The sequence below is a fragment of the Streptomyces sp. CC224B genome (genome assembly GCF_030010595.1).
Classification (GTDB): Bacteria; Actinomycetota; Actinomycetes; order Streptomycetales; family Streptomycetaceae; genus Streptomyces; species Streptomyces longispororuber.
On sequence record NZ_JASCXL010000013.1, the window covers coordinates 1 to 26,938 of the forward strand.

Consider the following 26,938-nt stretch of genomic DNA (forward strand, 5'->3'; position numbering starts at 1 on the left):
CGCAGCCGGTGGCCGCCGCGAGGCCGAGGGCGGCGGCCCCGCGGAGCAGCGCGCGGCGCCCCGGAGGCATCTGATCGTCTTTCATGACTAATGCCTCGCATGGCGGAAGGCCCGTGGGTCTCAGCAACACTGCGGGGGCGCGTGAATGCACCCGATGGGACCAGCGCGGATTTCGGGGCGGGTCCGCGGAGAGGTGCGGCGGTGGCGCGCGGGGCGCCCGGCGGGGACGGACCAGCGGCGGCGGACCAGCGGGGGCGGCGCGCAGCGGCCGCGCGGTGCGGCGGCGCCGCTGCTCGACGGGGTCCGTCAGGCACCGGGGGGCGTCGGGCCAGGAGGCCGCCGAAGTGCGGAACGGAGGGCTCCGATAGCCTCGGGAGCGTGACCGAAGAGCCCGCTCCGCACCCGTCCCCCGCGCCCCATCAGTTCGAACGCGGCACCGACGGCCCCAAGGTGATCGTCGTCGGCGTCGACGGTTCGGACCCCTCGCTGCGCGCCGCGGCCTACGCCGCGGGTCTGGCCCGGCGCCAGCGGGCGCTGCTCGCCGTCGTGTACGTGCAGCCGGTCCTCGCGGCGGGCGCCGCGCTCGGCGCGCCGGTCGCGGACACCACCGAGGCGATCGCGGAGAGCCTGATCGCCGAGATCCGGGACGCGGCGGAGCGCGTGAAGGACATATTCGACGTGCGCTGGGAGTTCCACACCTTCCGCGGCGACCCCTACAACGGCCTGGTCGCCGCCGCCGACGAGCTCACCGCGGACGCCGTGGTGGTGGGCGCCTCCGAGCAGGCCGGCCACCGCATCGTCGGCTCCGTGGCGGTGCGCCTGGTGAAGGCGGGGCGCTGGCCCGTCACGGTCGTGCCGTAAACCCGGGGCGCGTGGCGTCTTCCGCGCCCTCCGCGGCTGAGCCATCATGATCCGCCAGCAGCCGACCGTCAGCAGCGGAGAGGTGGGGCTCATGGCCGGACCAGGGGTGGGGCGGGGCGTGCTGCGCCGCAAGCCCATCGAGCACATCGAGGACACCGAGGCGGGCGGGGCGGGCACGGGGCTCACCCGCACCCTCGGCCTGTGGCAGCTCACCGCGATCGGGGTGGGCGGCATCATCGGCGCGGGGATCTTCACGCTGGCGGGCACCGTCGCCAACGAGAAGGCCGGGCCCGCGGTCCTGATCTCGTTCCTCGTCGCGGGCGTCGCGAGCGCCGCGGCGGCGTTCTCGTACGCGGAGTTCGCGGGCCTGATCCCGAAGGCCGGGTCGGCCTACACCTACGGCTACGCGGTGCTCGGCGAGCTCGCGGGCTGGTTCATCGGCTGGGACCTGCTCCTGGAGTACACGGCGATCGTGGCGGTGGTCGCGATCGGCATCTCCGGGTACTTCAACTTCCTCCTCGGCGAGATGGGCACCGAGCTGCCGACGTGGATGCTGGGCGCGCCGGGCACCGGCGACGGCCACAAGGTCGACCTGTTCGCGGCGCTGCTGTGCCTGTTCATCGCCTATCTGCTCACCCTGGGCATCAAGAACGCGGCGCGCTTCGAGATGGTCGTCGTGGTCCTGAAGGTCCTCGTGGTGCTCCTGGTCATCGGCGTCGGCTTCTTCCACGTCGAGACGGGCAACTACTCGCCGTTCCTCCCGTTCGGTGTCAGCGGCGCCTTCACGGGCGCGGCCACCGTCTTCTTCGCGGTCTTCGGCTACGACGCCATGTCCACCGCGGCCGAGGAGTCCAAGGACGCCCAGCGCCACATGCCGAAGGCGATCCTGTACTCGCTGGCGATCTCGATGGTGCTGTACGTGCTGGCCTGCCTGGTCCTGACGGGCATGCAGGACTACAAGGACATCGACCCGGAGAGCGGCTTCTCCTCGGCGTTCAAGGCGGCGGGGCTCGGCGGGCTCGCGGACGTGATCGCGGTGGGCGCGATCATCGGCATCCTCACGGTGATGTTCACGTTCATGCTGGGCTGCACGCGTGTGTGGTTCTCGATGAGCCGGGACGGGCTGCTGCCGAAGTGGTTCGCGAAGACCCACGCGACGCGGCACGTGCCGACCCGGGTGACGTGGATCGTCGGCGTCGCGTCGGCGCTGATCGCCGGGTTCCTGCCGATCGGCGAGGCGGCGGAGCTGACCAACATCGGCATCCTGCTGGCGTTCGTCGTGGTGTGCGTCGCGGTGATCGTCCTGCGTTACCGGCGTCCGGACCTGCCGCGCTCGTTCCGCTGCCCGGGGATGCCGGTGGTGCCCGCGATCGGGGTGGTCTTCTCGATCTGGCTCATCACGTTCCTGGAGTGGCAGACGTGGGCGCGGTTCGCGGTGTGGTTCGCGCTCGGTCTGGTCGTGTACTTCGGCTACTCGTACCGCAAGTCGGAGCTGGCGAAGGCGGCGCCGCCCGGCGACCGGTAGCCGTGGCGGGTGCGGTCAGGGGGTGAGGGCGTCCAGGACGCCGCTCACGAGGTCGCCCAGGGTGTCCAGGACCTCCCGCCCCAGGCCGGTCGGGGCGAGCATGACGGCCAGCACGAGCAGGATGAGGACGGTCAGCCGCTCGTCGGCCAGGCCGCGGAGCGACTTCCCGCGCAGGCGCAGCACGGCGATCACGACCAGCAGCAGCACCAGGTTGATGGTCAGGTCCACCGGCACGCCTCCCCTCGGGCGTGGCACCAGACGCCAGCCTTGCCCTTCCTGGATAGCCGAGATCCGGCGGGACGGCGGCGGGATTGCCGGTGATTGACGGGAAGTGCCCGTCGCTGGCCGGATATGCCCAGGAGTGCGCGGTTCCCGGTGGGCGTACGGCAGCGAGGGAGCGTGCGCGGCGCGGACCGCGCCGTGCGCCGTGTGCGCCGCGCGCCGTATACGCCGCGCGGCCGCGCGGCCGCGTCCCGGACACCGCCCCCCGGGCCCCATCCCTCAGGGGTGGCGGCCAGGGGGCGACGGGACGCGGCCCGGTGTCACTTGCCCATCACCAGGCCGTCCCCGGCCGCTCCGCGGCTGAGCGTGACGCGGCGGATGCGGTCGCGCACCTCCCGTACGTCGGCCCCGCGGTCCAGCGCGGCGTTGAGGTTGACGACCCGTCCGGCGCGCGTGTCGAACCAGTGCGGGACGAACTCGGCCTTCGCCACCTTCCAGCGGCCGCCGGGGGCCGCGGGCGGCGCGAAGGTGAAGCGGCCGACGGTGCCCTGGTTGCCGCGCGGGTCCTGGGCGCCCGCGTGGTTGATCATGTCGCCCGCGATCTGGTCGCCCATGCCGTAGACGATCCAGGTGCCGTTGACCTTCTCGTACGCCTGCGGGACGTGGGCGTGGGTGCCGAGGATCAGGTCGATGTCGGGCCGTCCGGCGGTGCGCGCGGAGGTGAGCTCCCGGCCGAGGCGCACCTGCTGGGCGTCCGGCTCGTCCTGCCACTCGGTGCCCCAGTGCAGCGAGACGACGACCACGTCGGCGCCCGCCGTGCGGGCCGCGCGGGCGTCGGCGAGGATGCGCGCGCGGTCGATGAGGTTCACCGACCACGGCTTGTCCGCGGGCAGCGGGATGCCGTTGGTGCCGTACGTGTAGGCGAGTTGGGCGACCTTGGCGCCGCCGGCGCGCAGCCATGCCGGGGAGCGGCCCTCGGTGGCGGTGCGGCCCGAACCGGCGTGCTTGATCCCGGCCTCGTCGAGCGCGGTCAGGGTGCGGTGGATGCCGGCCGTACCGGCGTCGAGGGTGTGGTTGGAGGCGGTGGAGCAGGCGTCGTAGCCCGTCGCCTTGAGGCCGGCGGCGACCTGCGGCGGGGACTTGAAGGTGGGGTAGCCGGTGTAGTCGCCGTTCGCGCCGTAGACCGTCTCCATGTGGCAGATCGCCAGGTCCGCGCGGGAGACGACGGGCTTGGCGCCCGCCAGCATCGGCGCGAAGTCGTACCCCTCGCCGCCCGCGTCGGCCTGCGCCTGGCGGATGATCGAGGCGTGCGGCAGGACGTCCCCGGAGGCGACGAGCGTGAAGGGGCGGCCCGCGCTCGTGCTGCCGCCCGCCGCGGACAGGGCCGGCGAGGCCCGCCGGTCGGTCCCCGGCTGCCGGGGCTCCGGTCCGCTGCCGCAGGCCGTGGCGGCGGCGGCCACCACGACAGCGAGGAGAACCAGGACGCGGCGCGGGGGCCGGGGGCCGGGGGCGGTGGACCGGGAGCGCCGCGCCGCGGGCCCGGCCCCCGGGGGAGCCGGCGGCGCGTCGTCGGATGGCGCCGTCGGCCCGTCGTGCAGTGGTGTCATCGCCCTGTCTTCCGTAGGTGAGGTAATCGGATAAACCGATACAGATACGGAGACAGGCGACAGTCAAGGAGCAAGGCCGCGGAGGTCACTGAATCGGGCCCTGCCATGGCGGGTGGTGAGCCGAAAAACACACGGCCGTCGACCTGCGACGAAACCGCACCACGGGTCAAGGCTCGGTAAAGCGCCTTGCCTCGGACCCCCATTGGGACATCGTGTTGGCTCATCCGTGTTCCGGGTGGGGGGCCAGAAGCCGGTGACGCGTACACGAAGCCTAGGAAGCTTGGAAGGCGGAGCGTGATGCTGCACGAGAGCACGGGCGGTATCGGCGGCCCCAGCGGCGACGAGCTGACGGTGCCCATGGCGTGGCTGTACGCCGAGTACATCGCCGACGAGGTGCTGCGCACCGGGGACCTGATGCCGCCGACGTCGTTCGAGTACCGGGCGGGGCGGGACGCGCTCGCGCTGACGGTCTTCCTGTCGGACACGCGCGGCGAGCTGTCCGGCATCCGCGTGGTCTCGCAGCTCGAGACGTGGCTGACCCTGACGGCCCACGACAGAGCCTGGCAGGACTGGGTGCGCGAGCGCCTGGACGGGCTCGCCGCCGACGCGGCGGCCGCGCGCGGGCCCGCGCCGGACCTGGTGCTCGCCGAGGCGGCGTGGCGCTGGCTCGAGGAGACCGAGCTGCTCGCCCCCGACCTGGACGCGGTGCCGGGAGGCGGGCCGGGGCCGGGCGAGGACGACGTACCGAAGGTGTGGACCCCGGCCTGGCAACTGGGCCTGCCGCTCGGCCACTTGGCAATCCAGCTCTTCTGAACCGGCCACGCCCGGACGCGCCCTGCGGCGTTCCGCCGCCCGCGTTGAGCGCGCGGGCGTTCGGCCGTCGGCGTGGAGCGCGGGAGCGTTCCGCCCTCCGCGTTGAGCGCGCGGGTGGCCGGATCCGTACGGGAGGGTGCGGAACACCCTCACCGACAAGGAACGCCATGAGGTCCCTGGAGCGGCACCACGACGCCGGAGCGTACGCGCTCGGCGTCCTCGACGCGGCGGACGCGTTCCGCTTCGAGGACCACCTCGTGGACTGCCCGGCCTGCCGCGCCCGCCTCGCCGAACTCGCCCCGCCCGTACGGCTGCTGCACGCGCACCGGTGCGCCCTCCCCGAACCCCCGGCCCCCGGCCCCGCCCTCCTCGGCCGGCTCCTCACCGCCGCCGCGCACGCCCGCCGGGTGCGCCGCAGGCAGTGGCTCGGTGCCCTCGCCGTCGGCGCGGTGCTCGCCGTCGCCGCGCCCGCGGCGGCCGTGCTGGCCCCGGACGGCGCCGCCCCCGCGCGCCTGGCCGCGGCCGGTTCCCGGGGCGGGATGTCCGCCGCGCTGACCGCGCGGGAGCGCGCCTGGGGCACGGAGGCCGTCCTGCGGGTGCGGGACCCGGCGCGGCGGGGGGTGTGCGTGCTCGTGGCCGTCGGCCGCGACGGTGCCGAGGAGACGGTGACGACGTGGCGGGCCCCGGGGCGGCCGCTGGCGACGCACGGGGGTACGGCGCTGCGCCCGGACCGCATCGACCGGTTCGAGGTACGCGGCGCGGGCGGCGCCCGCCTGCTCACGCTCCGCCCCCGGTGACCCCGGGGCGGCCCCGGGTCACTTCAGGAGCCGGGACAGGCGGCGGTCCGCGAGGGGTTTGCCGCCGGTCTGGCACGTCGGGCAGTACTGGAGGGAGGAGTCGGCGAAGGAGACCTCGCGGATGGTGTCGCCGCACACCGGGCACGGCTCGCCCGCGCGGCCGTGGACCCGCAGCCCCGACTTCTTCTCCGCCTTCAGGCGCGCGGCGGCCAGGCCGCGCGAGCGGGCCACGGCCTCGGTGAGGGTGGAGCGCAGCGCCGCGTACAGGCGGCCGGTCTCCTCGGGCGTGAGGCGGTGCGCGAGCTTGAACGGCGACATGCGGGCCGCGTGCAGGATCTCGTCGCTGTAGGCGTTGCCGATGCCCGCGATCAGGCTCTGGTCGCGCAACGCGCCCTTGAGCTGCCGCCGTTCCGCGCCGAGCAGCTCGGCGAGGCGCTCCTCGGTGAAGTCGGCCGCCAGCGGGTCGGGGCCCAGGCGGGCGATGCCGGGCAGCGCCGCGGGCTCGTCCGTCACGTACACCGCGAGGCGCTTCTGCGTGCCCGCCTCGGTGAGGTCGAAGCCCGCGCCGGTCTCCAGGGCCACGCGCAGCGCCAGCGGGCCCCTGCCGGGCCGGGGGACGCCGCCCGGCAGCGGGTCCTGCCAGCGCAGCCAGCCCGCCCGCGCCAGGTGGGTGACCAGCCACAGGCCTTCCGCGTCGACGGCGAGGAACTTGCCGTGCCGGGCCACGCCCGTCACCCGGCGGCCTTCGAGCGCCGTCACCGGGGGGTCGTACGTCTTCAGGACGCTCACGGCGACCGGCAGCACGCGGACGACCTCGTGCCCGACCAGTTCCCCGGCCAGGAACTCCCGTACCGCCTCCACCTCCGGCAGCTCCGGCATCACGCACCTCGCTTCGCGTCGGACCCCCGAGTGCATCCTGGCGCCACCGGCTGTCCACCGCATCCGCGATCACGGTCCCGACCTGCGGCGAACACGGTGCGTAAGCGTTCGGCATGCGCCCGGCGCCGCCGCGCGTGAACCTTGACGAGATCCCACCACCGACCGAAGGAGATCATCGTGGGCATCAAGGACCAGTTCCAGGGCAAGGCCGAGCAGCTCAAGGAGAAGGCGCGCAAGGGCGGTCAGAACGAGACCTCCGACCGCCGCCGCCAGGTCGAGGACCGCGCCCGGGAGCGCGGCCAGCAGGGCCGGGACCGGGCCCGCGACGCCGCGGACGACGCGCGGGACCGCCTCCAGTCCTGAAACGGTCTGTCCTGACGCACGCGAGTCTGTCTGTCTGTCTGTCCCACCGGAGCCCCGTACCGAGCCGGTTCGGTACGGGGCTCCGGCGCGCCCGGGGGCCGGCGTTCAGCGCGGTCGGCGCCCGCCCCGGTCGAGGGGCAGCACGTGCTCGGCGCGGTGCAGCTTGTCCGGGTTGCGGACGCCGTACAGGCCGGTGATCCGCCCGTCGTGGACCTCGAAGGCGACGAGCCAGTCGAGCGCGGCGCCGGTGACGAACCGGGCCGCGGGCATGCCGTTGTAGGTGGCGTACTCGATCCGGGTGTCCTCGGTGGTGGAGCGCAGCACGCGCAGGACGAAGCGGGCGATGTCGGCGCGGCCGGTGAGGGGGCGGCGCGCCGCGACGGCCTTCCCGCCGCCGTCGGAGAGCTGCACGGCGTCGGGCGCCAGCAGGTCCATCAGCGTCTGCACCTCGCCGGTGGCCGCCGCGTGCAGGAACCGCCGGACGACCTCGCGGCTCGCGGCGGAGTCGGGCGCGAAGCGGCGGCGCCGCGCGTGCACGTGCCGGCGCGCGCGGTGCGCGATCTGCCGTACGGCGGCCTCGTTCCTGCCGATCGAGGCGGCGATCTCCCCGTGGGTGTAGCCGAACACGTCGTGCAGCACGAACACGGCGCGCTCGGTGGGGTTCAGCGTCTCCAGGACGAGCAGCATGGCCATCGACACCGACTCGGCGAGGACCGCGTCGTCGCTCACGTCGGGCGCGGTGCGGATCGGCTCGGGCAGCCATGTGCCGACGTAGTCCTCGCGCCGGGCCCGGACCGCGCGCCGGTGGTTGAGGGCCTGCCGGGTCACCACGCGGACCAGGTAGGCCCGCGGGTGCTCGACCTCTTCCGGGTCGACGGCGCTCCAGCGCAGATAGCTCTCCTGGAGCACGTCCTCGGCGTCGGCGGCGCTGCCCAGCATCTCGTAGGCGATGGTGAACAGCAGCGGGCGGTGCTCGGTGAAGGCGTCCTCGGCCATGCGTCTCCTCTCCTGGACGCCCATGGAGACACCCCGCGCCGACGGACCGTGACAGCCGGGGGCTGTGATCCCGTTCACTCCGTGCCGCGCGTGGGGACGACGAACTCGCACCACACGCACTTGCCGCCGCCCCGCGAGTCCACGCCCCAGACGTCCGCGAGCCGGTCCACCAGCAGCAGGCCCCGCCCGGAGACGCCGTCCTCGGAGGCCTCGCGCAGCCGGGGCAGGGCGCTGGAGGCGTCCTCGACGTCGACGCGGAGGCGGCGGTCGGCGGCGCTGACGACGCGCAGGGTCACGATGGCGGGCCCGTCGGTGTGCATGAGGGCGTTGGTGATCAGCTCGTCGGCGGCCAGCTCGATCTCGTCGGCGCGGCCCCGGGCGCCCCAGGCGCGGACGGCCGCGCGGATCATGTGCCGGGCCTCGGTGAGCGCCTCGGGGTCGCCCGGCGCGACGTGCTGCTGGAGCCGTCCGCCGGAGCGCGGCGCGTCCATGGTGCGGCGGCGCAGCAGGAGCAGGGCCGCGTCGTCGTCGCCCCGGCCGTCGTCGGCGTGGCCGCACAGCAGGTCGGCGAGGCGCTCCAGGTCGTGCGGGCCGGTGCAGACGAGTTCGGACAGCGCCTGGGTGCCGTCGTCGAGGTCGGTGCCGGGTTCCTCGACGAGGCCGTCGGTGTAGAGGAGCAGGGTGTGGCCGGGGTCGAGTTCGAGGGTGGTGACGGGGTAGTCGAGGCGTCCGAACTCGTGGGACAGGCCGAGCGGGAGGCCGCCGTCGACGGGGACGCGGCGGCAGGAGCCGTCGGTGAGCCGCAGCAGCGGGTCGATGTGCCCGGCGCGCACGAGCTGGACCACGCCGGTGGTCAGGTCGGCCTCGGCGTACAGGCAGGTGGCGAAGCGGTCGGTGTCCAGCTCGTGCAGGAAGCCGGAGGCGCGGGCCATGACGGTGGCCGGGGTGTGGCCCTCGGCGGCGTAGGCGCGCAGCACGATGCGGAGCTGGCCCATGACGGCGGCGGCGTGCGTGTCGTGGCCCTGGACGTCGCCGATGACCGCCCCGACCCGGCCCGCGGGCAGCGGGATGACGTCGTACCAGTCGCCGCCGACGTCGCGGCCGAGCGCGGCGCTGCGGTAGCGCACGGCGATGTCGGCGCCGGGCACGCCGGGGATGGTGCGTGGCAGCATCGCCTGCTGGAGGCTCTGGGCGAGGTCCTTCTCCTGCTCGTAGAACATGGCGCGCTGGAGGCTCTGCGCGATGCCGCTGCCGAGCGCCAGGATGACGTTGCGCTCCTCCACCGTGAAGCCGGTCTTGTCCTGGTACAGCAGCCCGAGGGCGCCGATGGGGCGGGCCTGGGCGATCAGCGGCAGGTACGCGGCGGCCGTGATGCCCAGGTGCTCGATGTGCGGCCACAGGACGGGGTAGGACTCGGCGAACTCCCGCGGCGACTCGATGAAGCGCGGGGCGAGGGTGCGTACGGTCTCGCTCATCGGGTACGGCTCGTCGACGCGGGTCACGCGGGTGCCGGGCACGTAGCTGCCCGCGGGGCCCTCGGCGACCAGGCGGATCCGCCCGGACTCGACGAGGCCCATGACGATGTTGGAGGCCCCCAGGTTGGCCAGGCCGTGGGTGTCCTTGAGGACGTCGATGACGTCGGCGACGGTGCGGGCGTGGGCGAGTGCCGCCGTGGTGTTGCGCACGATGCTCGTGCGGCGGCGCCGGTCCACCTCGGCCTCGACGCGCTCGCGGTGCGCGGTGCTGTCGCTCAGCTCCCGGGTGGCGTCGCGCACGATGCCGACGATGCGCAGCGGCCGTCCGCCGGCGTCGCGCAGGATGTGGCCCTGGGTGTGGGTCCAGCGCAGCGTGCCGTCGCGGCGGCGGACGCGGAAGTACGTGCCGTAGGCGACGCTGCCGTCCTTCAGGGCGTGGGAGACCTGGCTGTCGATGCGGTGGGTCTCGACGGGCAGCACGCGGGGCGCGAGGCTCTCGGGCCGGTTGTCGAACTCCTCGGGCCGCAGGTCGAACAGTGCGAGGGCCTCGTCGTCCATGAGCAGCACCCGGGTCTCCAGGTCCCAGTCGAAGCTGCCCATGCCCAGGCCGGGCCCGTACGTGGCGAGGAAACAGCAGCCTGCGGCGGACGCGGAGCCGCCGCAGCAGCGCCGCATCGCCGCTTCGACACCTTCCGTGCCCGCGTCCATGGGCCCACGCTAGGCGCACCCCGCCGCGGTCGCACGTGGACGGCGTCGCCCCTGGCGGGAGGGGGTCACGGGCTCTCCGAGCGGTCCGTGGGGCAGCCGGACGGGGACGCGGTGGCGGTGTCCTCGGGGGACGCGGGGTCCGACGTGGGGCAGTCGCCGGACGTGGTGCCCTCGCCGGGCGTGTCCGTGTCCGTGTCCGTGCCGTCGTCGCCCCCGTCCGGCGTGTCCGTGCCGTCGCCGGACTCGGTGGTGCCGGACTCGCTGGTGCCGGACTCCGCGGTGTCCGGGTCGGCCGGGTCCGGTCCGTCGCCGGTCTCCTCGGGTGGCTCGTCCGGTGTGGTCCCGTCGGGGCTGCGCCGGTCCGGGGCGGGGGAATCCGTGGAGGGCGTGGGGTGCGGCTGCGGCGGCGGCACGGGGCGGTCGTCGCCGGCGTCGTGGTCGCCGGTCCTGCGCTCGATCCAGGTGTTGTCGACGATGTTGACGAGCGTGAGGTGCGTGACCGGGCGGGGCGCCGGGGTCACGACGACGACCTGCACGGGCCGGTAGCCGGTCCAGGGGTCGCCCCGGTGGCGCGGCGCGTGCCGGAACGCGACCGGCGGCCGCAGCGGGTTGCCGCAGGCGCAGCGCACCCGGGGCAGGCCGCGGTCGTCGACGAGGACGGCGGTGCCCGCCTGGAGCACGGCCTGGTAGCCGGTGGCGCGGCCGTCGCGGTAGCCGTGGTTGGTGACGCGGGTGTCGGCGCGCAGCACGACGGGGGTGAGGCCGCGCAGATACGCCGCCACGCCGTCCGGGGCGACGCCCGCGGCCCTGGCGAAGGCCCGGGCCTTGGCGCGGTCGGCGGTCAGGTACCGGACCTGGAGGCCGACGTCGCAGCTCCCGAGCCGGCGCGTGCCGCCGTACAGGCCGGGGGTGCCGCCCGCGAGGGAGCGCAGGCCCCGGCCGGTCGGGGAGGCCGGGCCGGTGGGCGACGGCTGCGGCGAACGGGTGACGGGCGCGGGGCTCGCCCCGGCCTCGGCCGTCGACGCGGTGAAGGGGTCGGGGCCCCGCGCGGCCACGGGCTGCAGGAACAGCTCGCGCCCGGCGTCGGCCTCGTCCTCGCCGCCGCCCGCCGAGCACCCGGCGGCCGTGAGGGCCGCGGACATCGCCAGGGCCGTCGCGTAGGTGCGGATCGGTGCGCGCACAGGTGCCTCCTGCCTCTCGCCGGGCGTGTGCCCTTCCTGTGTGGCGCGGGGCGCGGCGGGCCGCAAGCGGAGGGAGCGGCGGCGTGCCCCCCGGGGGGCGGAGGGAGCGCCGCCCCGCCCCCCCCGGAAGGGCAGGAAGCCCCCCCTCGCAAGCGGAAAGAGCAGCCTGCGGGCACGGGCCCGCGCCGACCGCGGCACCGGCCGCGGCACCCGTTTGTTCACGGATCCCGGTGCCGCGCCCCCACGACCGTCACCACGCAGGCCGTGAGGGCCCACGCCGCGTACACCGTCCACGCGCCGCCCGTCGACCACGGGTGGGGGGTGGTGAAGGTGGCGGGCTGGGTGAGCCGCAGCCACGCCTCGTACGGGAGCGTGTGGTCGACGAGCGCCGACCAGTAGCGGTCGGAGCTGAAGACCGCGGGCAGCAGGACGAGCGTGACCACGGTGAGCACGATCGTGGTGCCCAGGTGGTGCAGCAGCGTGCCGAGCGCCATGCCGGTGAGTGCCGCCACCGGCATGAGCAGCGCGGACGCCACGAGGAGGCGGGTCGCGCCCGGGTGGTCGAAGGGCAGCCCGACGCCCCGCCGGGACAGGATCGCCTGGGTCACGGCGTAGGACACCACCGCGGTCAGCGTGCCGACGGCCGTGGTGACCGCCGTGACCACGGCAGCCTTGGCGGCCATGACCGAGCCGCGCGCGGGCACGGCGGTGAACGTCGTGCGCATCAGCCCCGAGCCGTACTCCCCGGCCACGGCGGCGGCGCCCAGGGCACCGGCCGCGAGCACGAGCAGCATGGCGGCGTTGGCGGTGAAGGCCTCCGCCAGGGCGATGCCGTCCCGGACGAAGTCGGCCCGGCCGCGGTCGTCGTAGGACGTCCAGTAGCGGTAGGTGTCGTACGCGGTACCGGCGTTGAAGCCGACGACGGTGAGGACGGTGACCGCGTACGCCCACGGCGTGGACCGCAGCGACCACAGCTTCAGCCACTCGGCGGCCAGCAGGTCGCGGAAGCGGGGGCGGGGCTCGTCGGGTCCCTCGGCCGCGCGGGCGGCGGTGGCCCCTGGCGTGTGCGGTGCGTGCGGTGCGTGCTCTGAGTTCGGTGTGCTCGGTGTGTTCGGTGTGTGCGGGACGGTGGTCATCGGCCCTCCCCCGCGCGGTGGTCGACGCTGTCGGCGGTGAGTTCCATGAAGGCGTCCTCCAACGAGGCGGTACGGGTGGCGAGTTGGTGCAGCGGCAGGCCGTGGCGGCAGGCGAGGTCCCCGATCCGGGCGGCGTCGAGGCCGGTGACGGCGAGCCGGTCGCCGTGGCGCCGGACCGTCGCGCCCTCGGCGGTCAGGACGTCGGCGAGGGCGGCCGCCCCGGGCGAGCTGACGGTGACGCCCGCGCCGGTGCCCCGGGCGGCGAACGCGGCGAGGCTCTCCGCCGCGATCAGCCGCCCGCGGCCGATGACGACCAGTTCGTCGGCGGTGTTCTCCATCTCCGACATCAGATGGCTGGAGACGAACACGGTGCGCCCCTCGTCGGCCAGGCGCCGGAACAGGCCGCGCACCCACAACACCCCTTCCGGGTCGAGCCCGTTGAGGGGTTCGTCGAAGAGCAGCACGGGCGGGTCGCCGAGCAGCGCGGCGGCGATGCCCAGGCGCTGCTTCATGCCGAGCGAGAAGCCGGCGACGCGGCGCCGGGCCGCGGCGGCGAGCCCGACGTCGGCGAGGACCTCCGTGACGCGGCGGGGCGGGATGCGGTTGGAGCGGGCGAGCACGGACAGGTGCGCGGCGGCGGTGCGCCCGCCGTGCACGTCCGCCGCGTCGAGCAGCGCGCCGACGTGGCGCAGGCCGCGCGGCCGGTCGCGGAAGGGGCGGCCGCCGACGGTGACGGTGCCGCCGGTGGGGTCGTTGAGGCCGAGGATCAGGCGCAGGGTGGTGGACTTGCCCGCGCCGTTCGGGCCGAGGAAGCCGGTCACGCGGCCGGGCCGCACGGTGAAGGTCAGCGCGTCGACGGCCGTGGTGCCGCCGTACCGCTTCGTCAGGGCGTTGACGTCGATCATGCCGTCCACGGTGCCGGGGGCGGGGCGCCCCGGGCATCCGACCGGCGCCGACAGTTGCCGGGCCCCGGTGTCGACCGTGGGTGTACACCCCTGGTCCGATGCCCGACGCCGATCACCCCGCTACGCTTCCGGGCATGTCCGCGACACCGGCTCCGCCCCTGCTCAAGCGCCTGTCACCGGCCGCCTGGATGGCGCTCGCCTGGTGCGCGGGGTCGGCGCTCAGCCTGCTGTTCCGGTTCCGGCTGCCGGGCGAGTCGCAGCCCTCGGTGTGGCCGAGCGTGCTGCTGTTCCGGTGGGACGGCCTGCTGACGCTCGCCGCCGCCACGGCCGTGACCCTCCTGGGGTGCGTCCGCCTGGAGCGGCGGCCGCTGCCCGCGCTCGCGCTGCTGCTCGCCGGGGCCGCCCTGGGCTCGACGCCGCTGAGCGTGGCCGAGATCCCGCTGCTGCAGTTCCTCGCGGTCGACGTCGCCCTGTACTGCGTCGCGGCGTCCCGGCCGCGGCGGACCGGAGCCGCGGCGCTCGCGATGGCGCTGTCCACGCTGGCCGCGTATCTGACGGTGCGGCTCCTGAGCGGCTGGGTGGTCGGCACCTCCGCCGAGCTGACCGTCGCGCTCACCGCCGTCATCGCCTGGCTGCTCGGCCGGGCGACGCACGAGTCCCGGGCGCACGCCGGGCAACTGCGCGCCCAGGCGGCCGCGCAGGCGGTCACCGCCGAGCGGCTGCGGATCGCCCGCGAGCTGCACGACATGGTCGCGCACACCATCGGCATCGTCGCCCTCCAGGCCGGGGCCGCGCGCCGCGTCATCGACACCCGGCCCGAGCTGGCGCGCGACGCGCTCGGCGCGGTGGAGACGGCGAGCCGCGAGACCCTGTCGGGCCTGCGCCGGATGCTCGGCGCGCTCCGCGGGGCCGCGCCGGGCGAGGTCTCCGCGACGGCGCCGCCGCCCCCGAGCCCCGGCCTCGCGGACGTCAACCGGCTCGCCGCGCGGACGACGGCCGCCGGGGTACGCGTCCACGTGCGCTGGCTCGGGACGCCCGGGCCGCTGCCGCCGGAGGTGGACGTGTCCGCGTACCGGATCGTCCAGGAGGCGGTGACCAACGTGGTGCGGCACGCGGGCACCGACTCCTGCCAGGTCACGGTGGAGCGGCGCGGCAAGGAGCTGCGGATCGAGGTCCTCGACGAGGGGCGGCCCGGCGGCACGGGCGGGAGCCGGGGCACCGGGTACGGGCTGCTCGGCATGCGGGAGCGGGTGAGCCTGCTGCACGGCGAGTTCTCCGCCCGGCCCTGCCCGGGCGGCGGCTTCCGCGTCGCGGCCCGCCTGCCGGTCCCGGAGCCGGTCCGATGACCCCGATGACGGCGCCGGGTCCGGCGTCGGCTCCCGGGGGCGGCCCGCCGCCGGTCCGGGTGCTGCTCGCGGACGACCAGCCGCTGGTGCGGACGGCTCTGACCATGGTGATGGCGGAGACCGGGGACCTGGAGGTCGTCGGCGAGGCCGGGGACGGCGCCGAGGCGGTGCGGCTGGCGCGGGAACTGGCGCCGGACGTCGTGGTGATGGACATCCGCATGCCGGGCATGGACGGCATCGAGGCCACCCGCCGGCTCGTCGCCGACGGCGCCGCCGCCCGCGTGGTCGTCCTGACGACGTTCGATGACGACGACTACGTGTACGGGGCGCTGCGCGCCGGGGCGTCCGGGTTCCTGGTGAAGGACATGGCGCTCGACGACATCCTGGGCGCGGTGCGGGTCGTCGCGACAGGGGACGGGCTGCTCGCGCCGAGCGTCACAGGCCGCCTGATCAAGGAGTTCGCGGGCCGCCCGCGCCCGGCGGCGCCGTCGCGGGAGGTCACCGGCGTCACCGGGCGGGAGCGCGAGGTCCTCGCACTGGTCGGCGCCGGCCTGACCAACGCCGAGATCGCCGACCGGCTGACGATCAGCGTCGCCACCGCGAAGACGTACGTGACGCGGCTGCTGGCCAAGCTGGGGGCGCGCGACCGCGTGCAGCTGGTGATCATCGCGTACGAGGCGGGGCTTGTGACGCCCTAGCTCCGGGCGCGGCCGCTCGGCGGGTGGGCGGCTGCCGGGGCGGCGGGGCGTGCGGGGCGTGCGGTACTCCGCGACTGCCGTGGCGCGGTGCGGTGCCCGGCGGCTGCTCCGGCGCGGTGCGGTGCCCGGCGGGTCCGTGGGCGCGCCCGGCGTCACAATGGGGGGCGTGGAGTGGTTCACGGCGGACGGGTACTGGTTCAGCCGCCTGGTCTTCCAGCGCGGGCTCGCCGCGCTCTACCTCGTCGCCTTCCTCGGCGCGGCCCTCCAGTTCCGCCCGCTCATCGGTGAGCGCGGCATGCTGCCGGTGCCCCGGTACGTGGCGCGGGTGCCGTTCCGCGCGGCGCCGAGCCTGTTCCAGTGGCGCTACTCCGACCGGCTCTTCGCCGGGTGCGCCTGGGCGGGCTGCGCGGTGTCGACGGCGCTGCTCGCGGGCGTGGACGGGTGGCTGCCGCTGGGGGCGGCGATGGCGCTGTGGCTGGTGCCGTGGCTGCTGTACCAGTCCGTCGTGAACGTCGGCCAGACCTGGTACTCCTTCGGCTGGGAGTCGCTGCTCCTGGAGGTCGGCTTCCTCGCGGTGTTCCTCGCGGGCGACGACGTGGCGCCGCCCGTCCTGGTGCTGTTCCTGCTGCGCTGGGTGCTGTTCCGCGTCGAGTTCGGGGCGGGGCTGATCAAGATGCGCGGGGACGCCTGCTGGCGCTCGCTCACCTGCCTGTACTACCACCACGAGACCCAGCCGATGCCGGGGCCGCTGAGCTGGTACTTCCACCGGCTGCCGCGCCCGCTGCACCGCGTGGAGACGGCCGCCAACCACGTCACCCAACTCGCCGTCCCGTTCCTGCTCTTCACCCCGCAGCCCGTCGCCACCGGCGCGGCCTGCCTGATGGCCGTCACCCAGCTCTGGCTGGTCCTGTCCGGCAACTTCGCCTGGCTGAACTGGCTGACGATCCTGCTCGCGCTGTCGGCCGTCGACTTCCGGCTGCTGCTCGGCGACGCGGCGGACCCGCCGTCGCCGCTCGCCGCTCCCCCGCTGTGGTACGAGGTCCTGGTCGTCGCCGTCACGGTGCTGGTCCTCGTCCTGAGTTACCGGCCGGTGCGCAACATGCTGTCGCGGCGGCAGGTCATGAACACCTCCTTCGACGCGCTGCACCTGGTCAACACCTACGGCGCGTTCGGCAGCGTCAGCCGGGTCCGGCAGGAGGTGGTGATCGAGGGCACGGCCGACCCGGTGCCCCGGCAGGACTCCGTGTGGCGGGAGTACGCGTTCAAGGGCAAGCCCGGCGACCCGCGCCGCCGGCCGCGCCAGTTCGCCCCGTACCACCTGCGGCTCGACTGGCTGATGTGGTTCGCCGGGCTCTCCCCCGCCTACGCCCGCGCGTGGTTCGGCCCGCTGGTGGAGCGGCTCCTGGAGGGCGACCGGGACACGCTCCGGCTGCTGCGCCACTGCCCCTTCCCCGACGAGCCCCCGGCGTACGTGCGCGCCCGCCTGTACCGCTACCGCTTCACGACGTGGCGCGAGCGGCGCGAGACGGGCGCGTACTGGGAGCGGACGTACGTACGGGAGTTCCTGCCACCGACACGGCTCGACGCGGCCGGGCGGCGGGCGTCGTAGGCCCCCCGGGGGGACCGGCCGCGGTCACGCGCCGCTCGCGGGAGGGGGCGACGTCCCGCGCAGCCCCACCGGGCCTCAGTCGGCGTCGACGTCGACGCCGTCGAAGACCTCGAGCATCCGCGTCAGCACATGGAGGCACGCCGTGACGTCGGCGTCGGTGAGGTCGCCGCGCACCTGGCGCATGACGGCGTGTTCGCGGGCGGTGGCGGCGGCGATCGCCTCCTGGCCCGCCGGGGTGAGCCGGATCAGGGAGGACCGCCGGTGGGCGGGGTTCGGCGTGATCGCGACGAGGTCGCGCGCGGCCGCGTCGTTGACCATGCGCTGGACGAACTGACGGCTCAGCGACTGGGCGCGGCCCATCTGCGGGACCGTCATGGGCCCGTGCCGGTGCAGCAGGTCGAGGACCGCGCGCACGCCGACGGACAGGCCCTCGATCGGCTCGGCCTGCTCCACAGCGCGCTGCACGCGCCGGTACAGGGGGCCCACCAGGTCGAAGACCTCGGTGAGGCGGCGGGCGAGGTCGTCGGGGGCGAGCGGCCCGTCGGGGGCGGGCGGACGGTCAGGGGCGGTCGGATGGTTCGGGGTGAGCGGCCGGTCAGGGGTGGGTGGCCCGCCGGGGGTGGGCGGCCGGTCGGGGTCGCGCGGGTCGTCGTGCACCACCGCATCATGACACCTCGGTTGCCGTTCCGCGCGCGATATGACACCTCGGTTGCCATGTTGGCACTCGTTATGACACCTTGGTTGTCATGACTGGTGCTTCCGATGTGTACGAGTTCCCCACGGCCGACGGCTCCCTCGTCTACCGCGACACCGGCCCCGGCTCCGGCCCCCCGCTGGTCCTGCTGCACGGCGGTTTCCTCGACCACCGCATGTGGGACGACCAGGTGGCCTCCTTCGCCCGGCGCCACCGGGTGATCGCGCCGGACACGCGCGGCCACGGCGGGTCCGCCAACGCGAGCGTGCCGTTCCGCCAGACCGACGACCTCGCCGCGCTCCTGCGCCATCTGGACGTCGGCCCGGCGGTCGTCGTCGGCCTGTCGATGGGCGCGGGCATCGCCGTGGACACCGCCCTCGAACACCCCGGCCTCGTCGGCGCGCTCGTGGTCGTCGGCGCGGGCACCAGTGAACCCGCGTACGAGGACCCGTGGGCCCTGGCCGTCCAGGCCGAGTGGGCCCGCGCGGCCGCCGCCGGGGACGCCGCCGCGTTCGTCGACGCGACGATGCTGTACGCGGCGGGCCCGCACCGGACGCTCGACGAGGTCGACCCGGACGTCGTGCGCCGTCTGCGGGAGATGACGGAGCGCACGGTCGCCAAGCACGCCGGGGACGAACCGCAGCTCCTCGTGCCCGTGACCGACACCTGGGCGCGGGCGGCGCGGCTGCGCCTGCCCGTCCTGGCCGTCACCGGCGACCTGGACGGGCCCGACAACATCGCCATGGCCGAGCGCCTCGCCCGCTCCGTGCCCGGGTCCCGTACGGCGACGGTGGAGGGCACGGCCCACTACCCGAACATGGAGCGGCCGGAGGCCTTCGACGCGGTGCTGCGGGAGTTCGTCGAGTCGGTCCGCTGAGCCCCGCAGGGGGTGGACTCAGCGGACCGGGGGTGGGCGCGGGCCGGGCGTCAGGCCCGGCGCACCCGCAGCGTGACCAGCTCGAACGGGCGCAGCGACAGCGTGACGGCGCCGCCGTCCCGCTCGGGCGCCGGGGTGTCGGCCAGGGGTCGTTCCAGCAGGTCGGTCGCCACCACGTCGGCGGCCTCGAAGCCCAGGCGCAGGGTGGTGCGGGCGCGGCCGCCGCGGGCCTCGTGGAAGCGGACCACGACGTCGCCGCTGCCGTCGTCGGCGAGCTTGACGGCCGTGACGACCACGGCGTCGTCGTCGACCGCGACCAGCGGGGCGACCTCGGCCGCGCCGCCCGTGACCCGCCGCTCGGGCAGGTTGATCCGGTAGCCCTCGCGCACCGCGTCGACGATGTCGGCGCCGGGCACCAGCGCGTGCCGGAAGCGGTGGACGCCCTGGTCGGTCTCGGGGTCGGGGAAGCGCGGGGCGCGCAGCAGCGAGACCCGCACGGTCGTGGTCGTCCCGGAGTCGGCGTCCCGTACCGTGCGCGTCACGTCGTGGCCGTACGTGGAGTCGTTGACGAGGGCGACGCCCCAGCCGGGCTCCTCGACGTGCACGAAGCGGTGGTTGCACGCCTCGAACTTGGCTGCCTCCCAGCTCGTGTTGGTGTGGGTGGGCCGGTGGAAGTGGCCGAACTGCGTCTCGGACGCGTACCGCTCCGCGTGCACGTCCAGCGGGAAGGCCAGCTTGAGGAACTTCTCCGTCTCGTGCCAGTCGACCTCGGTGTCGATGTCGAGGCGCCGCTGCCCGGGGGCGAGGGTGAGGACCTGCGTCATCCGCGAGGCGCCGAACCGGCGCACGACCCGCACGGACGCGTCGCCCTCCACCGCGACCTCCTCGGCCTCGGACAGGTCGGTGACGGTGTGGCGGTAGAACGCGTCGACGTCCCAGGCGTCCCACATGTTGGGGAAGTCGGCGTGCAGTTGGGGCAGGTTGGCGGCCTGGCCCGGCGCGACCGCCTCCCGGCCGGAGACGAGGTCGTACGCGGAGACGACCAGGCCGCGCGCGTCGACCTCGACCCGCAGCAGGCCGTTGTCGAGGACGTGGCCGCCGTCCGCGCGGGCGGTGACCGCCGTCCGCCCGTCGGCCGCGGGGGCCTGGGCGCCGCCCGCGGGGACGCCGGCGCGGGCGTGCGGCGCCGCGTTGAAGACCAGCTCCCGGGTGCCGTCCCCGGCCAGGGCCTTCTGGGCGGCGCGGATGACGGCGTCCAGGTCCTCCGCCACGGCGGCGTACGTCGCGCGGACCTCGCGGTGCACCCACGCGATCGACGAGCCGGGCAGGATGTCGTGGAACTGGTGCAGCAGGACCGTCTTCCAGATGCGGTCCAACTCCCCGTACGGGTACGGGAACCCGGCCCGCACGGCGGCCGTCGCCGCCCACAGCTCCGCCTCCCGCAGCAGGTGCTCGCTGCGGCGGTTGCCCTGCTTGGTGCCGGCCTGGCTGGTCAGCGTGGCGCGGTGGAGCTCCAGGTACAGCTCGCCGACCCACACCGGCGCGTTCGGGTACTCGGCCTCGGCCTTCTCGAAGAACTCCGCCGGCCGCTCCCAGCGCACGGCCGGGGAGCCCTCCAGGTCCCGCAGCCGGGCGGCCTTCGCGATCATCTCGCGGGTGGTGCCGCCGCCCCCGTCGCCCCAGCCCACGGGCGCGAGGGAGTGCCGGGCCACGCCCTTGTCCTTGAAGTTCCGCGCGGCGTGCGCGATCTCGCTGCCCTTCACGGCGCAGTTGTACGTGTCCACGGGCGGGAAGTGGGTGAAGATGCGGGTCCCGTCGATGCCCTCCCAGCGGAAGGTGTGGTGCGGGAACTTGTTGGTCTGCGACCAGGAGATCTTCTGTGTCAGCAGCCACTTGGACCCGGCTGCCTTGATGATCTGCGGGAGCCCCGCCGCGAACCCGAAGGTGTCCGGCAGCCAGGCCTCGTCGTTCTCGACGCCGAACTCCTCCAGGAAGAAGCGCTTGCCGTGCACGAACTGCCGGGCCATCGCCTCCGAGCCCGGCATGTTGGTGTCCGACTCCACCCACATGCCGCCCGCCGGGACGAACCGGCCGTCGGCGACGGCCTTCTTCACCTTCGCCCACACCTCCGGCCGGTGCTCCTTGATCCACGCCCACTGCTGCGCCTGCGACATGGCGAAGACGAAGTCCGGGTCGTCGTCGAGCAGGGCGGTCATGTTGGAGGTGGTCCGGGCGACCTTGCGCACGGTCTCGCGCAGCGGCCACAGCCACGCCGAGTCGATGTGGGCGTGGCCGACGGCGCTGATCCGGTGCGCGGAGTCGTGCGCGGGCGCGGCGAGGACGCCTTCGAGCGCGGCGCGGGCGGCGGCCGCCGTGCCGTTGACGTCCTGGAGGTCCACCGCGTCCAGGGCGCGGTCGACCGCGCGCAGGATCTCGTGGCGGCGGCCGGAGTCCTCCGGCAGCTCCTGCATCAGCTCGCCGAGGACCTCCAGGTCCATCACGAGCTGCCACACCGTCTCGTCGAAGACGGCGAGGTCCATGCGCTCCAGGCGGTACTGCGGCTCGCTGCCCGCGGTGTCCTTGTCGCCGAGCCGGGTGGGCAGGAAGGGGTGGTAGTCGAGGATGACGGGGTTCGACGCGGCCTCGACGCGCAGGTCGACGCTCTCGCCGCCCTCGGCGGGGGCGGCGATCCGCACCCACTGGTTGCGCGGGTTGAGGCCCTTCACCGGGGTGCCGTCGGGGCGGTAGACGAGGCCCTCGCACTGGAAGCCGGGCATGTTCTCGTCGAAGCCGAGATCCAGGATCGCCTCGACGGTGCGGCCCGCCCAGGCGGCGGGGACCGTGCCCCGCACGTGGAACCAGCTCGTGCCCCAGGGCGCGCCCCAGCGGGCGCCGACCGCGATGGGCTCGGGGGTGGCGGCGAGGCCTTCGGCCACGGGGACCGGTTCGCCGGGGGCGGTCCAGACGGCCACGTCCAGGGGGACGGACTCGGGGTATACGGCCGGGCGGATGCGTTCGTCCAGGACGCGCTTGAGGCGGCCTTCGATGAGGGAGCGGTCGTCGTGCATGCGGTGTCCTTCGGGTTCGCGGGGGTGGGTGGCTGAGGCGGTGGCCCTGCCGGGGGCTCCCCACTGTGCTCATCAGCGCGCGGGCGCCCCTTTCCGGGGACCGGGGGCTCCGGCGAAGAATCCAGCCCGTCCGGCGTTTGAGGACGAGGCGCGCAGCGCCGAAGAAGCGGGGTCCAGGGGCGGCAGCCCCTGGTTTGGGAAAAGGGGCGGGACTGGGGCGCCCCCGCGAGGGCAACGGGAACGGTCAGAGGACGTCGGACGGGTGCACCACCTCCGTGATGCCGCGCCGCGCCAGGTGCCGCCCGTCGGCAGCCAGGTCCGCGAGGACCAGCGCGGGCCGCACCCCGTCCCCGGCCAGCCGGGCGAAGGCCTCGAAGACCGGCCCGCCGGGCCCGCAGGCGGAGCGCCGCCCCCCGTCGGGGCCGATGTCCACGACGAGCGCCGTCGTCCGGGGCGCGGGCGCCACCGCGCGGGCCTCCTTGGCGATCCGGGCCAGCGCGGCCCCGGCGGGCTTGACCTCGCCGTCGTTCGTCAGCAGACCGAGGCTGTACTCCAGCTCGGGGAAGTCCGCCAGGGACCGCGACACGTCGTGGGAGCACCACCACGTCACGCCCCACAGGCCCGCGCAGTCGAGCGCGGCGGTCACCGTGGTCTCGGTGAACGCGGCGGCGTCCGCGGCGGGGATGAGCGGCGCGGGCGCCCCGACCTCCTGGAGCCAGACGGGCCGGTGCGGGTCCAGGGCCCAGGCCTTGGACAGCTCGACGAGGTACGCGGCGTGCTGCCCGGTGGCGACGCCGTCGCGCCCGTGGCGCTGCGCGGTGCCGTTGAACACCCAGGAGTGCACGGCGGTGACGGCCCCGAGCCGCGCGGCGTGCGCGGGCGTGAACGGCTGGTCGTCCTGGTACCAGGCGGCGTCGTACTCGGCGTGCAGGTGCAGCCGCCCGGGCGCGCCTTCCTCGCACGCGTCGAGCACCTGCCGCAGCCACGCCTCGGCCTGGGCCTCGGTGATCCGGTCCGGGTCGGGGTGCGGCCCCGCCGCGAACTGGTTGATCTCGTTGCCGATGGTCATGCCGATGAAGTTGGGCCGGTCGGCGAGGGCCGCGGCGAGCGTGCGCAGGTACTCCCGCTGGCCGGAGATCACCTCGGGGTCGGTGAAGAGGTTGCGCCGGTGCCAGGTCTGCGTCCACGCGGGCAGGAAGTCGAAGCTCGACAGGTGGCCCTGGAGCCCGTCGACGTTGACGTCGAGCCCGCGCTCGGCGGCGGCGTCGGCGAGGGCGACGAGCTGCTCGACGGCGCGCGGCCGGATCAGGGTGCGGTTGGGCTGGAAGTACGGCCAGATCGGGAACACCCGGACGTGGTCCAGGCCGAGCGCGGCTACGGCGTCGAGGTCACGGCGTACGGCGTCCAGGTCGAAGTCGAGCCAGTGGTGGAACCACCCCTGGCTCGGGGTGTAGTTAACGCCGAAGCGGGGCGGCGCGGCGGGGGCGGCGGCGCCGGGCTGGTCGTCTGACGTCAAGGCGGTTCCTGGTTCTCGGGGGGGGCGTCGGTCGGTTCGGGCAGGGGGCGGGGCGGGCGCGGTGCGCCGCGGGCGCGCCGCAGGCACGGCGTGCGGCAGGCCCGGCGTGTGGCGGGCGACGTGCCGCGGGCGCGCCCGGCCCTCGGGAGGCGGAGGGCGTCAGCCCTTGACCGCGCCCTCGCCCACGCCGCGGAAGAAGTACCGCTGGAGGCAGGCGAAGAGGACGATCAGCGGCAGGACGGCGATGACGGTCCCCGCGGCGACGAGGCGCTCGTCGTTGGCGAAGGTGCCGTGCAGATAGTTGAGGCCGATGGTGAGGGTGAACTTGTCGGGGTCGCTGAGCACGATCAGGGGCCACAGGAAGTCGTCCCAGGCGCCCATGAAGGCGAAGATCGCGACGACGGCCAGGGTGCCCTTCACGGCGGGCAGCGCGATGCGCGTGAACCGCTGCCACACGTTGGCGCCGTCGACGAAGGCGGCCTCCTCGATCTCGTACGGCACGTTGAGGAAGGCGTTGCGCATCAGCAGGACGTTCAGGGCGGAGACGCAGCCGGGCAGCAGCACGCCGATGAGGGTGTTGTTGAGGCCGAGGTCCCGCATGGTGGTGAACTGGGCGATGATGATGCCCTCGACGGGGACGAGCATGGCGAGGATGAACACCAGCGTGGCCGCCCTGCGGCCGCGGTAGCGCAGCCGCGCGAGGGCGTAGCCGGCGAGGGCGGCGCCCACGCAGTTGGTGACGACGTTCGCGGCGGCGACCTTCAGGGAGTTGAGCGCGTAGTCCCACACGGGGATGGTGTCGGCGACGCGCTCGTAGTTGTGCAGGGTCGGGTCGGACGGCAGGAACTTCGGCGGGGAGCTGAAGATGTTCTCGTGCGGGCCCTTCAGGGACGTCGAGAGCTGCCACAGGAACGGGCCGATCATCAGGGCGAGGACGGCGAGCAGCAGGACGTAGCGCAGGACCAGCTCCCAGCCGCGCACGTGGCGCCCGTTCGCGTCCGTGGGCCGCCACGTCCGCCGCCGGGGGGCGGCGGAGGACCGGGGCGCGAGGGTCTGCGGGCGGGCCGCTTCGGTGTCCGGGGTCGTCATCGGTTCTCCTTCCGGTCCGCGCGCAGCACGAGCAGCATCAGCGCGACGGTGACGACGAAGATGACGACGGAGATCGCGGAGGCGTAGCCCACGCGGCCGGTCAGGCCGGTGCCGGTGCGCTGCACCAGCATCACGAGGGTGGTGTCCTCGCCCGCGGGTCCGCCGTTGGGGCCCGCCATCAGGTACACCTCGGAGAACACCTTGAACGCGGCCACGGAGGACAGCGCGGCGACGAGCACCATGGTGGAGCGCACGGCGGGCACGGTGACGCTGAGGAAGCGGCGCAGGGGCCCCGCGCCGTCCACGGCGGCGGCCTCGTGCAGCTCGCGCGGGACGTTCGCGAGCGCCGCCAGGTAGATGATCATGTAGTAGCCGAGGCCCTTCCAGACCGTGACGGCCATGGCGGAGAACAGCAGCAGCCACTGGTCGCTGAGGAAGCCGACCTTGTCCGCGCCCACCGCCTCCAGGACGGCGTTCACCAGGCCGCGCTCGTCGAGCATCCACACCCAGATCAGGCCGACGACGACGATCGAGGCGACCACGGGGGTGTAGAAGGCGGACCGGAAGAAGGTGATGCCGGGGATCTGCTTCTGTACGAGCAGCGCGAGCAGCAGCGGCAGGACGACCAGCGCGGGCACGACCACGAGGACGTAGAGGGTGCTGTTGCGCAGCCCGATCCAGAACATGTCGTCGTGCAGCAGCTCGCGGAAGTTGGCGAGGCCGACGTACTCGCCGTCGATCAACTGCCGTTTGTCGGTGAAGGCGTTGGCGACCGTGCTGACGAACGGGTAGAGGATGAACCAGCCGACGACCACGAGGCCGGGGGCGGCGAACAGCCAGGGGCTGGTCGGGAGTTGGCGCCGGACGCGGCGGCGGTCCGTGCGGCGGCCGGCGCGCGCCGCCCCGGCGGCGGGCGCCCGCCCGCCGGGCAGCGCCGGGGAGGCGGCGGGGCTCGGGCTCTTCATGGCTGACATGGCTGACGTTCCCTGGTCGAGGTTCAGAGGTTCAGCTCTGCTGGAGCAGCCGGTCGCAGGCCTTGACAGCGTTGTCAAGCGCTTCCTTGGGGCTCTGCTTGCCCTGGAGCGCCCTGGCGACGGCGTTACGCAGCTCGACCTTCATCTGCTCGCTGAAGAGCACGGGGGTGTAGTTCACCGCGGTCTTGAGGGACTTGGCGGCGGCGATCCGCACGCGCGTCTCGTCGGTGCCGTCGGGCTTGGTGAAGTACGGGTCGTCGAGGGAGCCCTTGGTGCTGGGGAAGATCGCGACCTTCTTGGCGAAGGACATCTGGCGCTGCGCGTCGGTGACGAAGTGCGCGAAGGCGACGGCGGCGGGCGTCTGCTTGGTGCGGGTGTTCACCATCACGCCCATGACGTACATGTTGTCCTTGCCGGTGTTGCTGATCTGCGGCGTGATGCCGATGTTCTTGTACAGGCCGGGGGCGTCCTTCTTGAACTTCTCCAGGTCCAGCGCGCTGCCCGGGTTCATGGCGACGGCCTCGGTGAGGAACTTCTTGCCGGTCGACTCCGGTGTGGCGGTCAGGGCCTGCGCGTCCAGGGCCTTGGCGTCGTACAGCTTCTTGTACCGCGTGAGCAGGTCGACGCCCTTCGCGTCGTTGAAGGTGAAGCCGGTGCCTTCCTCGTTCATGAGCGGTACGCCGTAGCGGCCGAAGTCCTCGATGGTGGGGACGTTGGCGAGGGTGGCGATGTCGCCCTTGCTCTTCTTGGCTATCTCCAGTGCGGCGTCGAAGAGTTCGCCGTACGTCTTCGGCGGCTTGTCGGCGTCGAGACCGGCCTCCTCGAAGAGCCGCTTGTTGTAGAACAGCGGGCCGGTGTTCAGGTACCAGGGGAAGGCGAAGGTGCCCTGCGTGCCCGGCACCTGGTGGCTCTTCCAGGCGCCCGGGAGGTACTCCTTCTCGTACTTCCCCGCCGCCTTGTCGAGGTCGAGCGCGAGGCCGGCCTTGGCGAGCGGCGCCACCAGGTCCGGGGAGACGTTGACGACGTCGGGGAGGGTGCCCGCGGCGGCGTCCGCGCTAATCTTGTCGGCGTAGCCCTCGCCGGGCTGGTCGACCCACCTGACCTCGGTCCCGGGGTACTTCTTCTCGAAGTCGTCGATGACGCCCTCGAAGTAGGACTTGAAGTTCGCCTTGAGGTTCCAGGTCTGGAAGGTGATCTTGCCCTCGACCTTGCCGGAGGCGTCGGCCGAGCCGCCGCCGTCACCGCCGCCGCAGGCGCTCAGGGGCAGCAGCACGGCGGCGGCCACGGCGGCCGTGACCGCTCTGCGGGGGCCGCGGGGGCTGCGGGATGTCCAGGAATGACGCACGGTGATCGGCTCCTTTGCTCGGCCGGCGGAGGGCGGGCGCGGGCCACCGGTGGCGGTGGCGACCGCGGGGAATCGCGCCGAGGCAGACCCTGCATGGAGTTCCGGTGAAAAGTCAATGGATTGGTGACGATTCGCCTTCCCCGACGCCTGGCCCGGCTCGAACTCCCTGGTCAGCGCCTTTGGTTGAAAGCCTTGCCAGCTTCAGCTAATGCGCTTTAGGGTGTGCTGGCTCAAGCGCTTTAGTACCGTACGGC

Annotated in this window: 23 protein-coding genes; 9 read left to right on the plus strand and 14 right to left on the minus strand. The window is 74.3% G+C overall.

All coding sequences use genetic code 11. The features are described 5' to 3' along the window. Positions 1 to 378 precede the first annotated feature (378 nt). Both QK440_RS07605 and QK440_RS07610 read left to right on the plus strand, forming a co-directional pair. A complete protein-coding gene (locus tag QK440_RS07605) occupies positions 379 to 861 on the plus strand; it encodes a universal stress protein (RefSeq protein ID WP_282792215.1) in 483 nt (160 codons plus the stop codon). Between the two features lie 91 nt (positions 862 to 952). Further along, a complete protein-coding gene (locus tag QK440_RS07610) occupies positions 953 to 2,386 on the plus strand; it encodes an amino acid permease (RefSeq protein WP_282792295.1) in 1,434 nt (477 codons plus the stop codon). 15 nt (positions 2,387 to 2,401) lie between these two features. Here the strand turns inward: QK440_RS07610 and QK440_RS07615 are convergent, their stop codons facing one another. Beyond that, positions 2,402 to 2,614 carry a hypothetical protein gene (locus QK440_RS07615; RefSeq protein WP_282792216.1) on the minus strand — a complete coding sequence of 71 codons (213 nt, stop codon included), beginning with the start codon at positions 2,612 to 2,614 and terminating at the stop codon, positions 2,402 to 2,404. Between the two features lie 314 nt (positions 2,615 to 2,928). Beyond that, positions 2,929 to 4,215: a CapA family protein gene (locus QK440_RS07620; protein ID WP_282792217.1), complete on the minus strand. Its 1,287-nt coding sequence runs from the start codon at positions 4,213 to 4,215 to the stop codon at positions 2,929 to 2,931. Between the two features lie 297 nt (positions 4,216 to 4,512). Between QK440_RS07620 and QK440_RS07625 the strand changes: the two genes are divergently transcribed. Next, positions 4,513 to 5,028, plus strand: a complete 516-nt coding sequence (locus QK440_RS07625) for a hypothetical protein (RefSeq protein ID WP_282792218.1) — start codon at positions 4,513 to 4,515, stop codon at positions 5,026 to 5,028. Positions 5,029 to 5,195: 167 nt separating this feature from the next. Next, a complete protein-coding gene (locus tag QK440_RS07630) occupies positions 5,196 to 5,825 on the plus strand; it encodes a zf-HC2 domain-containing protein (RefSeq protein ID WP_282792219.1) in 630 nt (209 codons plus the stop codon). Between the two features lie 18 nt (positions 5,826 to 5,843). On the opposite strand, the gene QK440_RS07635 is transcribed toward QK440_RS07630, so the two are convergent. Next, the gene (locus tag QK440_RS07635; protein ID WP_282792220.1) at positions 5,844 to 6,704 is read right to left on the minus strand and encodes a DNA-formamidopyrimidine glycosylase family protein; all 861 of its coding nucleotides are present in this window, start codon (positions 6,702 to 6,704) and stop codon (positions 5,844 to 5,846) included. Between the two features lie 177 nt (positions 6,705 to 6,881). Here QK440_RS07635 and QK440_RS07640 point away from each other — a divergent pair, with 177 nt between their 5' ends. Further along, positions 6,882 to 7,067: a hypothetical protein gene (locus tag QK440_RS07640; RefSeq protein WP_282792221.1), complete on the plus strand. Its 186-nt coding sequence runs from the start codon at positions 6,882 to 6,884 to the stop codon at positions 7,065 to 7,067. Positions 7,068 to 7,172: 105 nt separating this feature from the next. On the opposite strand, the gene QK440_RS07645 is transcribed toward QK440_RS07640, so the two are convergent. The 5 genes from QK440_RS07645 to QK440_RS07665 form a co-directional block, all read right to left on the minus strand. Continuing rightward, complete coding sequence (locus QK440_RS07645) at positions 7,173 to 8,063, minus strand: RNA polymerase sigma-70 factor (protein WP_282792222.1); 891 nt, start codon at positions 8,061 to 8,063, stop codon at positions 7,173 to 7,175. A 74-nt stretch (positions 8,064 to 8,137) separates the two neighbouring features. Then, on the minus strand, positions 8,138 to 10,246 hold the full coding sequence (locus QK440_RS07650) for a SpoIIE family protein phosphatase (protein ID WP_282792223.1): 2,109 nt from the start codon (positions 10,244 to 10,246) through the stop codon (positions 8,138 to 8,140). Positions 10,247 to 10,311: 65 nt separating this feature from the next. Then, complete coding sequence (locus QK440_RS07655; protein WP_282792224.1) at positions 10,312 to 11,427, minus strand: DUF6777 domain-containing protein; 1,116 nt, start codon at positions 11,425 to 11,427, stop codon at positions 10,312 to 10,314. Positions 11,428 to 11,645: 218 nt separating this feature from the next. Then, positions 11,646 to 12,563, minus strand: coding sequence for an ABC transporter permease subunit (locus QK440_RS07660; protein WP_282792225.1), 918 nt, complete (start codon positions 12,561 to 12,563; stop codon positions 11,646 to 11,648). Then, positions 12,560 to 13,468: an ATP-binding cassette domain-containing protein gene (locus QK440_RS07665; RefSeq protein WP_282792226.1), complete on the minus strand. Its 909-nt coding sequence runs from the start codon at positions 13,466 to 13,468 to the stop codon at positions 12,560 to 12,562. Before QK440_RS07665 ends, QK440_RS07660 begins: the two co-directional genes overlap by 4 nt. Before the next feature lie 134 nt (positions 13,469 to 13,602). On the opposite strand from QK440_RS07665, the gene QK440_RS07670 reads away from it, so the two are divergent. From QK440_RS07670 to QK440_RS07680, 3 genes are all read left to right on the plus strand, one after another. Continuing rightward, positions 13,603 to 14,814, plus strand: coding sequence for a histidine kinase (locus QK440_RS07670; RefSeq protein WP_282792227.1), 1,212 nt, complete (start codon positions 13,603 to 13,605; stop codon positions 14,812 to 14,814). A 5-nt stretch (positions 14,815 to 14,819) separates the two neighbouring features. Beyond that, a complete protein-coding gene (locus QK440_RS07675; protein ID WP_282792296.1) occupies positions 14,820 to 15,512 on the plus strand; it encodes a response regulator transcription factor in 693 nt (230 codons plus the stop codon). Positions 15,513 to 15,678: 166 nt separating this feature from the next. Further along, entirely contained in the window at positions 15,679 to 17,121 is a 1,443-nt protein-coding gene (locus QK440_RS07680; protein ID WP_282792228.1) for a lipase maturation factor family protein, read from the plus strand. Between the two features lie 75 nt (positions 17,122 to 17,196). Here QK440_RS07680 and QK440_RS07685 read toward each other — a convergent pair whose 3' ends face one another. Next, positions 17,197 to 17,610: a MarR family transcriptional regulator gene (locus QK440_RS07685; RefSeq protein WP_282792297.1), complete on the minus strand. Its 414-nt coding sequence runs from the start codon at positions 17,608 to 17,610 to the stop codon at positions 17,197 to 17,199. 257 nt (positions 17,611 to 17,867) lie between these two features. Here QK440_RS07685 and QK440_RS07690 point away from each other — a divergent pair, with 257 nt between their 5' ends. Continuing rightward, complete coding sequence (locus QK440_RS07690) at positions 17,868 to 18,692, plus strand: alpha/beta hydrolase (RefSeq protein ID WP_282792229.1); 825 nt, start codon at positions 17,868 to 17,870, stop codon at positions 18,690 to 18,692. A 50-nt stretch (positions 18,693 to 18,742) separates the two neighbouring features. Here the strand turns inward: QK440_RS07690 and QK440_RS07695 are convergent, their stop codons facing one another. The 5 genes from QK440_RS07695 to QK440_RS07715 all read right to left on the minus strand — a co-directional run bounded on the left by QK440_RS07695 (position 18,743) and on the right by QK440_RS07715 (position 26,684). After that, on the minus strand, positions 18,743 to 21,760 hold the full coding sequence (locus QK440_RS07695) for a glycoside hydrolase family 38 C-terminal domain-containing protein (protein ID WP_282792230.1): 3,018 nt from the start codon (positions 21,758 to 21,760) through the stop codon (positions 18,743 to 18,745). A 244-nt stretch (positions 21,761 to 22,004) separates the two neighbouring features. Further along, entirely contained in the window at positions 22,005 to 23,276 is a 1,272-nt protein-coding gene (locus QK440_RS07700) for a glycosyl hydrolase (RefSeq protein ID WP_282792231.1), read from the minus strand. A gap of 159 nt (positions 23,277 to 23,435) precedes the next feature. Beyond that, on the minus strand, positions 23,436 to 24,365 hold the full coding sequence (locus QK440_RS07705) for a carbohydrate ABC transporter permease (protein WP_282792232.1): 930 nt from the start codon (positions 24,363 to 24,365) through the stop codon (positions 23,436 to 23,438). Continuing rightward, positions 24,362 to 25,339, minus strand: a complete 978-nt coding sequence (locus tag QK440_RS07710; RefSeq protein ID WP_282792233.1) for a sugar ABC transporter permease — start codon at positions 25,337 to 25,339, stop codon at positions 24,362 to 24,364. The genes QK440_RS07705 and QK440_RS07710 overlap by 4 nt, the downstream gene beginning before the upstream one ends. 31 nt (positions 25,340 to 25,370) lie before the next feature. After that, positions 25,371 to 26,684, minus strand: coding sequence for an extracellular solute-binding protein (locus QK440_RS07715; protein WP_282792234.1), 1,314 nt, complete (start codon positions 26,682 to 26,684; stop codon positions 25,371 to 25,373). Positions 26,685 to 26,938: the final 254 nt, after the last annotated feature.

Bases quoted from the DNA above. Each gene is read 5' to 3' on its own strand.
- QK440_RS07610 (WP_282792295.1), top strand. From the start codon at position 953: ATGGCCGGACCAGGGGTGGGGCGGGGCGTGCTGCGCCGCAAGCCCATC.
- QK440_RS07620 (WP_282792217.1), bottom strand. From the start codon at position 4,215: ATGACACCACTGCACGACGGGCCGACGGCGCCATCCGACGACGCGCCG.
- QK440_RS07625 (WP_282792218.1), top strand. From the start codon at position 4,513: ATGCTGCACGAGAGCACGGGCGGTATCGGCGGCCCCAGCGGCGACGAG.
- QK440_RS07630 (WP_282792219.1), top strand. From the start codon at position 5,196: ATGAGGTCCCTGGAGCGGCACCACGACGCCGGAGCGTACGCGCTCGGC.
- QK440_RS07635 (WP_282792220.1), bottom strand. From the start codon at position 6,704: ATGCCGGAGCTGCCGGAGGTGGAGGCGGTACGGGAGTTCCTGGCCGGG.
- QK440_RS07645 (WP_282792222.1), bottom strand. From the start codon at position 8,063: ATGGCCGAGGACGCCTTCACCGAGCACCGCCCGCTGCTGTTCACCATC.
- QK440_RS07650 (WP_282792223.1), bottom strand. From the start codon at position 10,246: ATGGACGCGGGCACGGAAGGTGTCGAAGCGGCGATGCGGCGCTGCTGC.
- QK440_RS07660 (WP_282792225.1), bottom strand. From the start codon at position 12,563: ATGACCACCGTCCCGCACACACCGAACACACCGAGCACACCGAACTCA.
- QK440_RS07665 (WP_282792226.1), bottom strand. From the start codon at position 13,468: ATGATCGACGTCAACGCCCTGACGAAGCGGTACGGCGGCACCACGGCC.
- QK440_RS07670 (WP_282792227.1), top strand. From the start codon at position 13,603: ATGTCCGCGACACCGGCTCCGCCCCTGCTCAAGCGCCTGTCACCGGCC.
- QK440_RS07675 (WP_282792296.1), top strand. From the start codon at position 14,820: ATGACGGCGCCGGGTCCGGCGTCGGCTCCCGGGGGCGGCCCGCCGCCG.
- QK440_RS07690 (WP_282792229.1), top strand. From the start codon at position 17,868: ATGACTGGTGCTTCCGATGTGTACGAGTTCCCCACGGCCGACGGCTCC.
- QK440_RS07695 (WP_282792230.1), bottom strand. From the start codon at position 21,760: ATGCACGACGACCGCTCCCTCATCGAAGGCCGCCTCAAGCGCGTCCTG.
- QK440_RS07705 (WP_282792232.1), bottom strand. From the start codon at position 24,365: ATGACGACCCCGGACACCGAAGCGGCCCGCCCGCAGACCCTCGCGCCC.
- QK440_RS07710 (WP_282792233.1), bottom strand. From the start codon at position 25,339: ATGTCAGCCATGAAGAGCCCGAGCCCCGCCGCCTCCCCGGCGCTGCCC.